The following is a 13,497-nucleotide window of genomic DNA, read 5'->3' on the forward strand; positions in this document are numbered from 1 at the left end:
GGTCTGTGCGGTGCATGCTGATTAGCCGACGTGGACGTGGGGCCGGCGTTCGAGGTCCGGCTCCGCCTTGCGCAGCACCTCGCGGGTGAGTGGGGGCACGTCGCCGCCGCCGAACACCAGGTAGCGCAGCATGGCGAGCACGGGATTGCCCTCGGCCCAGTGGAAGTAGATGTGCGGCACCGCACCGGTGCGGTCGCGGACGTGGAGCAGGAGGGCGGCCAGCGAGTTCGGCACGGCCGAGCTCTCGATCCGCAGGATCCTGTGCCCGTAGCGCTCCTCGCCCCGGACGTGCAGCTCGGTCTCGAACTCCGACGCGTCCGGCACGGTGACCTCGACGAACATCACGGGCTCGTCGCTACGCAGCCGGTGGTTGATCCACTGCTCGCGCAGCTTGTCGTGGTATTCGTGCTGGTCACGTTGATTGGGCTCGTTCGCGATCAGGTGGATCAGGCCGCCGGCCTCGTTGACCCACTGCTGGGCCAGCGGGTCCAGGCCGACCTCGGTCACCCGTAGCTCCGTGGAACGGGTGGCCCGGGAGATCACCGAGGTGATGATGATCGCGGCGATGAAGAAGGATGCGATCTTCACGCCGTCGGGCCGTTCGACCACGTTGTCGACCAGCGTGTAGGCGAGGACCGCCGCGATCAGCCCGAAGCCGATCGCGGCGGCCGTCTGGCCCTTCCTGAACGCCGACAGCGTCACCGCGACCGCCGCCGACAGCATCAGCACCAGCACACCCGTGGCGTATGCGCCGCCCTGGGCGTCCACGTCGGCGTCGAAGATGATCGTGATGGCGAACGCGATCGCCGCGAAGACGAGAACCAGGGGCCGCACCGCGCCGGTCCATTCCGGCGCCATGCCATATCGGGGGAGATAGCGCGGCACCAGGTTGATCAGGCCCGCCATGGCCGAGGCGCCCGCGAACCACAGGATCGCGATCGTGGAGACGTCGTACACGCTGCCGAACCACTCGCCGAGGAACGTGTGCGCCAGGTAGGCCAATGCACGGCCGCTCGCCTTGCCGCCCTCCTCGAACTCCTCGTGCGGGATCAGCGTGGTCGTGACGAAGCTGGAGAAGATCAGGAAAACGCTCATGACGAGCGCGGCCACGGTGAGCAGCCGCTTGGCGCCCTTGATGCGCTGCCGTACGTCGCCCCTGACGACGGGCATCACGGCGACGCCGGTCTCGAAGCCCGACATGCCCAGCGCGAGTTTCGGCATGACCAGCAACGACAGGCCGATCATGGCCAGCGGGCCGCTGTAGCCGGCGTTCAGCGCGTGGGTCCAGTCGACGACCACCTGGGGCGCCTGGAGCACGTGGACGAGCGAGGTGACCACGACGACGGCGTTGAGCCCGAGGTAGACGAGGACGAGGATCACCGCGACGCCGATCGCCTCGGTGAAGCCCATCAGGAACACCCCGCCGAGCATGGCCAGCAGGAACAGGGTGACGGGCACGCGCTGTCCTTGGATCCAGTGCGGCGCGAACGGGTTCTCCAGGATGTGCGCGGTCGCGTCGGCGGCCGACAGCGTCATGGTGATGACGAAATCGGTGGCCGCGAACCCGAGCAGGGCCAGGACGAACAGCTTGCCCCACCACTGTGGCGCCAGCTTCTCCAGCATCGCGATCGAGCCCTGGCCGTACGGGCTCTCGGCGGCCACCCGGCGATAGACGGGCAGCGCGCCCAGCAGCGTGAGCGCGACCAGGAAGACCGTGGCGAGCGGCGACAGGAACCCGGCCGCGAGCACCGCGATGCCCGGCTGGTAGCCGAGCGTGGAGAAATAGTCCACGCCCGTCAGGCACATCACGCGCCACCACGGGTGCTTCGCGTGCGGCCCGTGCTCGATCTCCTTGCGATCGGTCTGGAGACCTTCGAGCAGCCAGGTGCGCATCGGACCCGCGGGCGTGGCGACAGAACGCCCCAACCTGGCCACCTCCGGCATCAACATCGCGTCAATGAACGCATGCACACTACTGGCGCAATCACCGCAAACGACGGGGTATGGGCGTCAAGAACGCGTCAAGAGCGGAAGTCGTCCGATCACGCTGCGCGACGACGGGACGACCCGCGTCGAACGTCAATCGGGCGTCGGATTCGACGTGCCCGCCGTAGGAATCGCGTCAGGATCGCCCACCCATGGCATGTCCCGTACTTAGCGTGTCGTGTGTCCAACTTTCGGGGCGTTTGCCCGTTCAGCATGGCAGGACCGTTCAGGAGGCGGTGTGCGGTGAAATCGCTCGACGACGTAGACCGGTCGTTGCTCCAGGCACTCGCCCGGGACGGCCGCGCTCCGGTGCGGGCCCTCGCCCGCGACCTCGCGCTCGGCGACAGCACGGTGTCCGTCCGGTTGCGCAGGCTGCGCGAGAGCGGCGCGCTGACCGCCATCCGCGTCGAGGTGGACCCGGCGGCGCTGGGACGGCCGATCCAGGCCCTCGTACGCGTCCGGCTGCGCCACGGCGTGACCTGCGGAACCTACGAGCGGCGGCTGCGCGAGATGCCCGCGGTGCTGAGCGCGCTGGTCCTGCTCGGCGACGCCGACATCGAGGTGCGGGTGGCCTGCCGGAACATGGACGACCTCGAACTGGCGGTGGCGACGCTCCGCGAGGCGGGCGCCGCCACCACCAGCACCCAGATCGTGACCCGTACGGTCACCGGACTCGGCCAGGCGCTCCTGGCGGAGAAGAGAACGAAATGAGCCTGCTGATCACACCTCCGCGTACGACGGAGACGGCCCACGGCCCCTGGCCGGCCACCGCGCGCTTCGGCCCCGGCGGGCACGCCGAGGTCGGCGGCGTCGACCTGCTGGAGGTGGCCGGGCGCTTCGGCACCCCGGCGTACGTCATGGACGAGGCGGACGTGCGCCTGCGCTGCCGCGCCTACCGCGCCGCGCTGCCCCGGGCCGAAGTCGCGTACGCCGCGAAGGCCTTCTGGTGCCGCGCCATGGCCTCTTGGATCCGATACGAGGGGCTCGCACTCGACGTGTGCTCGGCCGGTGAGCTGGCCGTGGCGCGGGCCGCAGGCTTCCCCCCGGACCGGATCATCTTCCACGGCAACGCCAAGACCCCCGCGGACCTGCGCGCGGCCGTGGAGCAGCGGGTCGGCCGCATCGTCATCGACGATCTCACCGAGATCAACCGTCTCACCGCGCTCGTCCCCGTGGGGATGCGGCAGAAGGTGCTGGTGCGGGTGATTCCCGACATCGAAGCCGGGGCGCACGCCGCCATCCGCACCGGCGGCGAGGACCACAAGTTCGGGCTGTCGATCGCGGCCGGTGGGGCGCGGGAGGCGGTGAACCGGATCCTCCACCAGGCACGCCTTGAGCTGGTCGGCCTGCACTGCCATCTGGGATCCCAGATCACCGCGATCGGGCCGTACGAGCAGTGCGCGCGTGTCCTGGTGGACCAGCTCGCGCGGATCCGCGACGCGCACGGGGTGACGCTGCCCCAGCTCGACCTCGGCGGCGGTCACGCCATCGCGTACACGAACGGGCAGGCCGGCCTGGCTCCCTCCCGGCTCGGCGCGCTGGCCGCGACCGTCGAGAGGCACTGCGCGGGCATCGGCCTGCCGGCGCCGCGGCTGACCGTCGAACCCGGACGGGCCGTCGCCGGGCCCGCCGGCGTGACGCTCTACCGTGTGATCACGGTCAAGAAGGGGCTGCGCCGCACGTACGTCGCCGTCGACGGAGGCATGAGCGACAATCCCCGGCCCGCGATGTACGGCTCGCGATACGAGATGCGCATGATCGGCCGCGCGACGCACGAGGGCACACGCGACTTCACCGTGGTCGGCCACCACTGCGAGAGCGGGGACACGCTGGCCGAGGCCGCCGCGCTCCCCGCCGACATCCGCCCCGGCGACGTGCTCGCCGTCGCCGCCACCGGCGCCTACAACCACTCGATGGCCTCGACGTACAACATGACCGGGCGCCCGCCGGTCGTCGCCGTGAGCCGGGGCAAGGCCCGCCTCGTCGTCCGCCGCGAGGGCCTCGACGACCTGATGCGCCGCGATGTCGGCCTCTGACACGAGCGTGGGAGACGTCGTGCGCACCTCCTCGGCCGGACGCGTCCTCGCCGCCGCGCTCCTGATGGTCGCCTGCGCGACCAGCGCAAGCGTCGGCGCGCTACTGACCCGCAACACGGACACCTACGCCGACGGCCACCGGCGGATGACCGCCCACGTCGTACGGGTGCTGCGGACCCCCGTCGCCGCCGGAGGTCGCCGAGCACGCCCTCTCCCGGCACACCCGGCCGGACGCACGTGGCCGCCGGCAGGGTCCGGGGGCCCGCCTCGGCGCGAGTCCGTGTGCGGCGTGGTCAGTCGTCCTCGGGGATCGGGCGAGCGAGATGCCGGGTCGCGAGTTCGATCAGGGCGGCCGAGGTCGCCGGCCAGATGCGCGCCGTGCTGTCCCGGCCGGCCGTGGCGAGATATCGGCCGTCCGGGCTGAAGGACAGGCCCCATACGGCTTCTTCGTGCCTCACTCGTGCCACCTCGGACGGCTCCTGGGCGCCACGCACGGACCATATTCGTACGTCACCGTCCTGGCACCCTGCCGCGAGGTGGCTGCCGTCAGGGCTGAAGGCCACCGACTCCACGGCGGCGTCGTGCCGGATGTCCAGTGGTGCGTCCTCCCCGTGAACCGGCCAGATGCGCGCGTATTCGGCGCTGGCCGTGGCGAGCCTCCTCCCCCCTCGCGCGAAGCTGACACCCCAGACGATGTCGGTGTGCCGCAGCACTCTGCGGACCTCGCCGTCGGCGATCGACCAGAGGCGTGCGCATCTGTCCGCGCAGGCCGTGGCCAGCAGCTTCCCGTCCGGGCTGAACTCGACACCCCACACCGTTTCGTCGTGGGGGAACTGCGCGATGAGGTTCCCGGTCTCCATCTCCCAGATGCGGGCGATCCGATCGGCCCCACCTGTCGCGAGCAGGCGCGAGTCGAGGCTCAGCGCGATGCTTCTTATCCAGTCGGGATGCGGCAACTCCGCGATCTCACGGCCCGTGCCGATTTCCCGCACGCGGGCGTGGCCGTCGGCACCCGCGCTGGCGAGCAGCCTTCCGTCAACGGAGAACGCCACGGACTGCGCGGGTCCGGTGTGCGAGTAGCCGGACATACTGGTTCCCGACGCGACGTCCCAGACCTGCACTTCGCCGCAGTAGCATGCCGTAGCCACCCGAGTGCCCTGGTGGTCGAAGGCGACCGCCTCGACCCAGGAGTCATGCGTCAGGCGTGCGATCTCATCCGAGGCATGGACATTCCACACACAGGCCGTCGCATCGGCGCCGGCGGTGGCCAGCTTGGCCCCGTCCGGGCTGAAGACCACCCAGTTGACCGGTCCGTCATGCGCGACCCGTGCGGCTTCGTTTCCCGTACGCGCGTCCCAGACGTGCGCGGTCTTGCTGTCCCCCGCGACGGCGAGCCGGGTGCCGTCCGGGCTGAAGGCGATGCTCTCCACTGAGCCTTCATGGTGCAGGTGCTGGATCGGTGTTCCGCTCTGCGCGTCCCAGATGCGTGCGCTTCCGTCACGGCCGGCGGTGGCGAGAAGGCTGCCGTCCGGGCTGAAGGCCACGGTGCGGACCCAGCCGCTGTGCTTGAGCCGGTTCTCTTCCTGGATGCGGGTCCGCCCTCCGGTCGCGACGATGTTGTTGATCCTTTCCGCCGTCCAGATCCGCGCCCGCTCGTCGCGGCTGGCCGAAGCGAGCGCGCCGTCGGCGCTGAAGACCACGGCACGGACCCATCCGTCATGGGGCAGCCGCGCGATCTCCACGCCGGTGGGGACGGCCCAGAGGCCCACGGTCGCGTCGGCGCTCGCGGTCGCGAGCACGCTGCCCCCGGGGTGGAACGCCAGATTGCGCACGACGTCGTCGTGCGCCATCGTCGCGAGCAGATGCCCGCCACGCGGGTCCCACAGGCGTGCTCTCCCGTCGCCGCACGCGGTGGCGAGGAACCGGCCGTCCGGGCTGAAGTCCACGGCCCATACGGTGTCGCCGTGCGGCAGCGAGCCGACCGGCGTTCCCGTCCGGACGTCGTAGATCTTCGCCTGATCCTCGTGACCGCCTGTGGCGAGGAGCCCCCCGTCCGGGCTGAAGGCGATCGACCAGACGGCCATCGCGTTCCGGATGGTCACTCGCGCCCGCCCGGTGGCCGCCTCCCACACGCATACGGTGCCGTCGAAGCCCGCCGTCGCGAGATGGAATCCGTCGGGGCTGTACGCCACACAGCGCACGGCGTCGTCGTGCTCAAGGCGAAGTTCGGGCTTGGTCGTGCTGGCGAGCGCCTCGCGCAGTGCCCGATCCCCCTTGAACAGGGGCATGCGCTCCAGGGAACGGATGGCGAGGTCCAGCGCCGTGGTCGGGGTCTCCGCCGGGGAGAGCCGGGCGAACTCGGATTGCTCGGCCAGGCGCGTCGCCTCGTTGTACGCGAGAAGGCGCTCCTGGTTGCGCTGTTCCTCACGGTGCACCTCCATGCTGTGGACGACGTAGGGCATGACGCCCATCGCATGGTGCGGATGCTCCTCCACCACCTTGAAGGCGCGCTCGAGCAGCGGCGCGGGCAACACGAATTTGGGATCCTGGTCGTGGTTCTCCCATTGGGACTTGTAGCCCTGGATCACCCCCACCATGGCGAGGACCTCGCTGTCCCGTGCCAGCAGGTCCCGCAGGCGATCCCAGCCGCGGAGCAACGCCTCGTGGACGACTTCGACCGTCTCGCCGTTGAAGGTCACCAGCCGCTTGTCGTGCAGGATCCCGGCCACCTCCAGGTCGTCCGGGGAGAGCCGGTCCCGGCGCACCGGTTGCGCATAGTCGCTCGTGCCCGGAGTGACCAGCATGGTGAAGATCCGCTCTGCCGCGTCTCGCTGTCGTTGCGGAAGGCCCTCGATGACCTTGTCGGCGTACTTCGAAAGGGCGCTGGCCCCGCCCATGTCCTCGTACGTCTTCCGCGTCAGCCGCCACGGCGGGTCCTGGAGGGGCCACATGCTGTGCAGCACGAACTGGAGGAGCGGCAGCCGTCCCGGCTGCCGGCCGAAATCCGCGCAGAGCGCTTCGATCAGGTCCTCGTCGCACACGACCGGGTGTTCGGGATCGGCCAGGCGCGCGGGTTCGGTGATGGCGGTTCGGAGGTCCACGTCCGACAGCGCGCGCAGCACCCGGGAACGCATCTGAAGATATTCGCCAAGGCGTTGGTGCTGGAGCAGACCGCCGAAGTGCTCCTCCCGGATGGTCAGGACGACGGTGATGTCGGCCTGTTCCGACGGCCTCAGCTCTGTGGCGGTCTCCGCCAGCAGGTCGAGGAAGGTGGAACGTTCCCCGGCATCGGTGCAGCGCGTGAGGATCTCCTCGGCCTGGTCGACCACCACGACCAGCCGATCCACATTCAGCCCGATCGCCAGCCGGCGCCCCGCGTCCCGCAGGCCCAGCTCCAGCAGGCGAGAACGCCACCGCTCGATCTGGGACTGCTGGACCTGGGCGTCACGGCCTTCGGCGGCGGCGAACTCACGGGCCAGCGCGAACATCGGCAGCTCCCCCGGCCGGAGGCGCACAGCGTGCATCGACGATCCACTCCGGAGCGATTCACGGCGGAGCCGTGGGATGAGCCCTGCATTCACCACGGACGACTTCCCGCAGCCCGAAGGGCCCGTCACGGCGAGCAGCCTGCGGGACCTGGCGTCATCGACGAGTTGCTCGACGAAGCCGGCGCGGCCGAAGAACAGCTCGGCGTCCGACTCTTCGAAGGGCAACAGCCCACGGTAGGGATTGCGGGGCGGCCGGTGAAGGACCGCGGGCCAGGCCGCGGCGAGCGCGTGCAGCCCGATCATGTAGATCTGCTCGTCACCGGCGATCGCCTGGAGCATGCCCACGACCTCACCGCTGTCCCGGTGCCAGACCGGCCCGCCGCTGAAGCCGGGCGCGGCCGTCATGCGTGATGTGATTCGCCGATCGACCTGGCTGCGGACCGGGTCTGCCGCCCCGAGAAGCTCGCCGGTGACGTGCCCCATCACTCGCCGGTTATGCAGGAATCCCCATACCTGGACGTAGGTCCCGGCCGGGCTGCCGGTCACGCGGAGCCTGGCCGGGGCGGTCGACTGAGGCGGCGGCTCCAGCAGTTCCAGGCCGGCGATGTCGCTCCACTCGAAGGGGTGGACGCCGCCCGGTCGCCACCTGACGATCTTGGCCGGACGGACGTGGCTGTGGCGGCCGTCGCCCCCGAGCGGAAAGTCGACGAAGATCAGAGTGTCATCCGGGGGTCCGGCTGGTTCACGCTGTTCCCGGCCGAGCGCCGAGTTGACGACATGCGCGCATGTCACGATCTGTTGCTGACCGACCAGGAAGCCGAGGCCCACAGGCCGATTGCCGTTTGCGAGGATGCGGACCGTCGCGCGTTCCGGCCGGGATCCGCTTCCGGTCATGACGGCGGATTCTCCGGAGCCCAGGTCATGGTGACGTTGAACGACGCTTCGGCGGTTCCCTTCGTGAAGATCAACCCCAACTCGCCGCCGAACTTCAGGCCGAACTCCACCTGGATCTCCTTGGGCGGGCGAGCGGCCGTCTGGAGTTTCGTCATTATCGTCTCGATGACGGGTCTGATGTCGTCCAGTGCCGCCGACAGCGACCGCGAAGCCTCTTCCAGCCTTCCGTCGATACCCGAAGAGGCCAGCTCCAGCGCGTCATTTGCATCTATTTCGGCTATGAGATAGTTACTAGTGCCGGATTGTCCGTCTCCGATCGGAATGCGAACTTGGGTCGAGCTCACGTTGCCTCCGACTGTCCCACAGCTCCCGATATCAACGGTAATCGGTAAACGCTTCGGACGAGAGTGGGGTTGCGGTAATACGTACAATGTGGTCCACGCGATATGGGTGATCTGACCCCGCACCGGCCGTCCTCGGAGGCCCCCATGCGTTCTCCGGCGTTCGCCGTCACGTTGCTGGTGGTCCACGCCGCCTCCCTCGGAAGCTCGGTGGTCATCCTTGCCGGTTCCCCCCTCGGGGTGGCCGGGTGGACGGCGGTCGGGCTGCTCGCGGTGTCGGGCCTGACACTCGTGTTCGCGCTTCTGCACATCGTCCGGCAACTGCCCGTGAGCGTGACGCACCTGCAGGATGCCGTGCACTCCCTCACCAACGGCGAGTCCCGGCTGAAGGCGACCTATTACAAGGCCGACCGCGCCGAGGACATCGAAAGGCTGCACCGTGATGCGGGCGAAGTCATCCGCAGAGCCCCGCGCGGCGCCCAGATCTATGCGGTCAATTCCTACGTGGAGGTATTCAAGGCGTCCAACGATCCGCGGTGGACGCATATCCAACGTGCCTATCTCAGCGAGTTCGAAAGGCGGTTCGGCGAGGTCACCTATCACCGGATCATCCAGTCCGACGGCAACGGCGATCGCAGCCCCGGGCACCTCGCCGAACAACTCACGCCCGCTTACCTGCACCACTACCGGAGCATCGCCAGGCACAGCGCCAAATGGGGAGCGCAGCGTCTGCGCGTCGCCGAGGTCCGAGCAACTCTCCCCACGTCTTTCGTCCTGGTCAAACACGAGGACGGCGGCTCGATCATCTGGCAGATTCACAAACACGCCCCGAACCTGCGTGATCAGGACGCCGTACAGATCATGGGGATCTTCATCATCACCGACCCGGAGGGGCTTTTCGTCCGGCACTTCATGTCGTGGTTCCGCGACATGGACCACCGGCAGCTGAGAACGCTGACGGAAACGGACCTGCAACCCCCCGACGGTGTCCCCGCGTCCGATTGAGGTGCCTCGGAAGGAGGCGCGATGGACCCCCACGAAAAGCTCATCAGAACACTCTTCTCGACGATCGACGCGAGTGACTGGGCCACGCTCAGAACGCTGGTCACGAGCGACGTCACCTACGACCGTCCGGGCTTCCCCGAGATCAACGGCGTGGACGATCTCTGCGACTTCTACCAGGCGAAGCGTCCGATCGGCGCGGGAGTCCACGAGTTGCGCTCCGTGGTGAGCGGCGCGCTCCAGGGCTTCTGCTGGGGTCACTTCAACGGTGTGTCCAGGGAGGGCGCGCCGCTGAACGAACTCTTCGCCGACTGGTTCGAGTTCCATGACGGCCGGATCCACCGCCGCCGGACCTTCTTCTACCGGCCTGCCATCTGAGCAGGCCCGGGTGACCGGGGGCGCACGGCGGGCGCGCCGTGCCAGCGGCCGGCGCGCCTCCGTACGGGCACGCCGGCCGCTTTCGCTCACGCGGGCGCTGCCTCCTATGCCGTGCGGCCCTGCCCGGACGCCGTGTCGGCGTCGGCGAGGCCGGGGTCGAGGTTCGCGGCCCGCTCGCGCACCTGCGGGATGATCTCCCGGGCGAAGAACTCCTGCTCGCGCATGGTCGGCAGGGCGAGCAGCAGAGAGGTGAAGCCCGCCGCGACGATGCCGGTGAGCTGGTCCACCACCGCGTCGACGCCACCGGTGACGAGCTCCGGGGTCGGCGACCTGGAGGGATCGACGAGGACCCGGACGTTGCAGGCGCACGTGATCGAGCCGGGGTCGCGCCCGGCGTCCCGCGCCGCCCGCCGTACGGCACGGCGCATCGCGGCGGCCTGCGCCAGGGAGATGCGCCCGAGCGAGGGCAGCCATCCGTCGGCCAGTTCCCCGGTGAGCGCCAGCGAGCGCGGGCCGTAGGAGCCGAGCCAGATCGGGATGGGCCGCCGGGCGGCCGGGGTGATGACCGCGTCGCGGACCGTGTAGTGGTCGCCGCGGAACGAGACCGGCTCCCCCGCCCACAGCCCGCGGATGATCCCGATCGCCTCCCGCAGCGCCGCGACCTTCTGGCCCGGGCTGCGCCCGGCGAGCCCGAACGCGGCGAACTCGTGGTCGAAACCGCCGCCTCCGAGGCCGAGGACGAGCCGCCCGCCCGACAGCCGGTCGACCGTCTCGGCGGTCTTGGCCACGACGGGGGGCTCGCGGTAGGGCAGCCCGAGCACGTTGGTGCCGACCTCGATGGTCCTGGTGCGGGCGGCGATCCAGGACAGCGCGGTCAGCGGCTCCAGGCTGGGACGGCCGCCGTGCAGATGGTCGCTCAAGGTGAACAGGTCGTAGCCCAGCTCGTCCGCGCTCTGCGCGAGGTCGAGCGTCTCGCCGGCCGACAGGCCGCCGACGGCCCCTCCCGCGCCGAAGCGCAGCCGGTCGCGCGCGCTCATGCCCGTGCCTCCTCCTGGTCGTGCGGCCACGGCCGCTCCCCTCGTACGGCCGGCCGCCGCGGGTCCGCCGACCAGGCGGACCAGGAACCCGGGTAGAGCGCCGCCGAGCCGACGCCGGCGAGTTCGAGCGCCAGCAGGTCATGGCAGGCGGTCACGCCGCTGCCGCAGTAAACGGCCACCTCGGTGCCGTCGTCCACGCCGAGCTCCCGGTAGCGCAGCCGGAGGCGCTCCGGCGGCAGGAAGAAGCCGTCCTCGGTCAGGTTGCCCGCCCAGGGAGCGCTGTCCGGCTCCTGGCCGAAGACCGCGTACGGCTCGGGGAAGAACGAGCCACCGGCGATGAGCTCTAGCCGGCCGTCGGAGAGGAGGGCGTAGTCCTCGGCGACGAGCACCGGGTCCCGGTTGGCCACCAGGGTGGTCCCGGTCGCGAGCCGGATGGAGGAGGTGCGTTCGGCGATCGCCGCCAGGATGACGACGGGCGACGGGATCACGTCCCGCTCGCCGAAGTGGTGCTCCCCCACCGTGTACCAGGCGAAGCCGAGCTCCTCGGCGGTGACCGCGGCACGGACGACGTCGCGCAGCCGTTCCCGCTGGGACAGCCGTTCGCCCGTGTGCGGGTCCGGCAGCAGGCTGCCGAAGGTGATGAGACCTGACTCCATTGGGGTTCCTCCGTCTGTGTCCGGAAACCGGGGATCGCGGCGAGCAGCTCCCGCGTGCAGGGGTGCCTCGGGCTGGTGAAGACGTCTTCCGCGTCGCCCTGCTCGACGATCCGGCCGCCGCGCATGACCGCGATCGTGTGGCTGACCTGGCGTACGACGGCCAGGTCGTGGGAGATGAACAGATAGGTCAGGCCGCGTTCGCGCTGCAGCCTGGCCAGCAGCTCCAGGATCTGGGCCTGCACGGTCACGTCGAGGGCGGAGACCGGCTCGTCGCACACCAGCAGGTCGGGGTTCAGCGCCAGGGCGCGGGCGATGGCGACGCGCTGCCGCTGGCCGCCGGACAGCTCCCCCGCGCGGCGGCGGGCGAGCGAGGTGGGCAGGGCGACGTCGTCCAGCAGCGCGCGTACGGCCGCCGCCCTGCCTGCCGCGTCGTCCACGCCGTGGTTGCGCATCGGCTCGGTCAGCAGGTCCTCGACCGTGGAGCGGGGGTGCAGCGAGGTGTAGGGGTTCTGGTAGACGAGCTGGACCCGGCGCCGCAGCCGCCGCAGGGCCTCGCCCCGGGCGGAGGTGACGTCCTCGCCCGCGAAGCGCACGCTGCCCGCCGTCGGCCGTTCCAGACCGAGGATCATCCTGGCCGTCGTCGTCTTGCCCGACCCGGATTCGCCGACCAGGCCCAGCGTGGTCCCCGCGGGGATGTCGAAGTCCACGCCGTCCACCGCGTTCCTGGTGCCTCTGCGCCGCAGCGGGCCGGTGCGCACCGGGAAGGTCTTGGCGAGGCCGCGGACGCTGAGCAGCGCGGACGTCTCCCAGCAGGCCCAGGGCGGGGACCACCACCGTCTGCATGAGGGCGTAGCCGAAGACCGCGAGGCCGAGGGCGGCCAGCACACCGGCGCCTCTCGCGGCGGGGCTCGTCGTGTCATCCGCGTTCACGAAGCCTCATTAGTTCGTAGTACGAACAGTTCGTAGTACGCACAAATTAGTTGGCTGTACGAACCGATGTCAATTACGCTCGGACCAGGAGGATGCAGATGACCACGACGACGGCCACGGGGACGGCCACGGGGACGGCCACGGGGACGGCCACGGGGACCGGCACGGACGCGGCGTTCGCCACCGCGCTGGTGCGCATGTCCCACGTCGTGCAGTACGTCTTCGCCGACGTGAGCCGGGAGCACGGCGTCACTCCGCAGCAGGCGCAGTTGCTGTGCATGCTGAACGACGGCCCCATCGGCATGACCGAGCTCAGCCGCCTCCTGCATCTGGAGAAGTCCAGCCTCACCGGGCTCGTGGACCGGGTGGAACGGCGCGGGCTCGTGACCCGGGTCAGCCATCCGCGCGACCGCCGCGCCTGCCGGATCTCGCTCACGCCCGAGGGCGCGGGGCTCGGCGAGCAGGTGCACGCGGAGATCTGCGCGCGTCTGGACGTCCTGGGCGAGGAGATGCCGGAGGCCGACAGGCTCCGGATCGCCACGGCCCTCATGGGCGTGGTCGCGCGCTACACCACCTGAGACGCACTGACCTGAGCCGGACCAGCCACCCGGCCGCGACTGCCCGAAGAAGGCGGAGCAGGCAGGTAATTACGCACACCGAAATGCCCGCCGTACGCACTTCCGCTGATGTCAGGGGCGTGGGCTCTCGCAAGAATCGTCGTGATCGCGGTGATATGCGCCGATTCCAGG

11 protein-coding genes are annotated in these 13,497 nt (G+C 70.0%); 5 read left to right on the plus strand and 6 right to left on the minus strand.

Annotated elements, in window-relative coordinates; genetic code table 11:
• Positions 1-21: 21 nt before the first annotated feature.
• Complete coding sequence (locus OHB01_RS32655; RefSeq protein ID WP_396689423.1) at positions 22-1,935, minus strand: amino acid transporter; 1,914 nt, start codon at positions 1,933-1,935, stop codon at positions 22-24.
• Between the two features lie 294 nt (positions 1,936-2,229).
• Between OHB01_RS32655 and OHB01_RS32660 the strand changes: the two genes are divergently transcribed.
• Positions 2,230-2,697, plus strand: a complete 468-nt coding sequence (locus tag OHB01_RS32660; RefSeq protein ID WP_328854454.1) for an Lrp/AsnC family transcriptional regulator — start codon at positions 2,230-2,232, stop codon at positions 2,695-2,697.
• A complete protein-coding gene (gene lysA / locus OHB01_RS32665; RefSeq protein WP_147943171.1) occupies positions 2,694-4,022 on the plus strand; it encodes a diaminopimelate decarboxylase in 1,329 nt (442 codons plus the stop codon). The genes OHB01_RS32660 and lysA overlap by 4 nt, the downstream gene beginning before the upstream one ends.
• A gap of 293 nt (positions 4,023-4,315) precedes the next feature.
• Here lysA and OHB01_RS32670 read toward each other — a convergent pair whose 3' ends face one another.
• Both OHB01_RS32670 and OHB01_RS32675 read right to left on the minus strand, forming a co-directional pair.
• Complete coding sequence (locus OHB01_RS32670) at positions 4,316-8,404, minus strand: trypsin-like peptidase domain-containing protein (RefSeq protein ID WP_328854455.1); 4,089 nt, start codon at positions 8,402-8,404, stop codon at positions 4,316-4,318.
• On the minus strand, positions 8,401-8,748 hold the full coding sequence (locus OHB01_RS32675; RefSeq protein ID WP_142647565.1) for a CU044_2847 family protein: 348 nt from the start codon (positions 8,746-8,748) through the stop codon (positions 8,401-8,403). The genes OHB01_RS32670 and OHB01_RS32675 overlap by 4 nt, the downstream gene beginning before the upstream one ends.
• A 144-nt stretch (positions 8,749-8,892) precedes the next feature.
• Here OHB01_RS32675 and OHB01_RS32680 point away from each other — a divergent pair, with 144 nt between their 5' ends.
• Together OHB01_RS32680 and OHB01_RS32685 are read left to right on the plus strand one after the other, a co-directional pair.
• Positions 8,893-9,750, plus strand: a complete 858-nt coding sequence (locus OHB01_RS32680) for a hypothetical protein (protein ID WP_142647567.1) — start codon at positions 8,893-8,895, stop codon at positions 9,748-9,750.
• Positions 9,751-9,771: 21 nt separating this feature from the next.
• The gene (locus OHB01_RS32685; RefSeq protein ID WP_142647569.1) at positions 9,772-10,125 is read left to right on the plus strand and encodes a nuclear transport factor 2 family protein; all 354 of its coding nucleotides are present in this window, start codon (positions 9,772-9,774) and stop codon (positions 10,123-10,125) included.
• 104 nt (positions 10,126-10,229) lie between these two features.
• Here OHB01_RS32685 and OHB01_RS32690 read toward each other — a convergent pair whose 3' ends face one another.
• The 3 genes from OHB01_RS32690 to OHB01_RS32705 are packed head-to-tail and all read right to left on the minus strand — an operon-like array spanning position 10,230 to position 12,738.
• Positions 10,230-11,162 (minus strand): LLM class flavin-dependent oxidoreductase, encoded by a 933-nt coding sequence (locus tag OHB01_RS32690; RefSeq protein WP_147943174.1) that lies wholly within the window; start codon positions 11,160-11,162, stop codon positions 10,230-10,232.
• On the minus strand, positions 11,159-11,758 hold the full coding sequence (locus tag OHB01_RS40015; RefSeq protein WP_419197598.1) for an LLM class flavin-dependent oxidoreductase: 600 nt from the start codon (positions 11,756-11,758) through the stop codon (positions 11,159-11,161). The genes OHB01_RS32690 and OHB01_RS40015 overlap by 4 nt, the downstream gene beginning before the upstream one ends.
• The gene (locus OHB01_RS32705) at positions 11,647-12,738 is read right to left on the minus strand and encodes an ATP-binding cassette domain-containing protein (protein ID WP_328854456.1); all 1,092 of its coding nucleotides are present in this window, start codon (positions 12,736-12,738) and stop codon (positions 11,647-11,649) included. Before OHB01_RS32705 ends, OHB01_RS40015 begins: the two co-directional genes overlap by 112 nt.
• Before the next feature lie 108 nt (positions 12,739-12,846).
• On the opposite strand from OHB01_RS32705, the gene OHB01_RS32710 reads away from it, so the two are divergent.
• The gene (locus tag OHB01_RS32710; protein ID WP_328709817.1) at positions 12,847-13,326 is read left to right on the plus strand and encodes a MarR family transcriptional regulator; all 480 of its coding nucleotides are present in this window, start codon (positions 12,847-12,849) and stop codon (positions 13,324-13,326) included.
• Positions 13,327-13,497: the final 171 nt, after the last annotated feature.

Origin of the sequence: Microbispora hainanensis, from assembly GCF_036186745.1 — a bacterium.
Lineage (GTDB): Bacteria > Actinomycetota > Actinomycetes > Streptosporangiales > Streptosporangiaceae > Microbispora.

Excerpts from the sequence above, each read along its gene's own strand:
- lysA (WP_147943171.1), top strand. The coding sequence starts at position 2,694 with ATGAGCCTGCTGATCACACCTCCGCGTACGACGGAGACGGCCCACGGC.
- OHB01_RS32670 (WP_328854455.1), bottom strand. The coding sequence starts at position 8,404 with ATGACCGGAAGCGGATCCCGGCCGGAACGCGCGACGGTCCGCATCCTC.
- OHB01_RS32680 (WP_142647567.1), top strand. The coding sequence starts at position 8,893 with ATGCGTTCTCCGGCGTTCGCCGTCACGTTGCTGGTGGTCCACGCCGCC.
- OHB01_RS32685 (WP_142647569.1), top strand. The coding sequence starts at position 9,772 with ATGGACCCCCACGAAAAGCTCATCAGAACACTCTTCTCGACGATCGAC.
- OHB01_RS32690 (WP_147943174.1), bottom strand. The coding sequence starts at position 11,162 with ATGAGCGCGCGCGACCGGCTGCGCTTCGGCGCGGGAGGGGCCGTCGGC.
- OHB01_RS32705 (WP_328854456.1), bottom strand. The coding sequence starts at position 12,738 with ATGACACGACGAGCCCCGCCGCGAGAGGCGCCGGTGTGCTGGCCGCCC.
- OHB01_RS32710 (WP_328709817.1), top strand. The coding sequence starts at position 12,847 with ATGACCACGACGACGGCCACGGGGACGGCCACGGGGACGGCCACGGGG.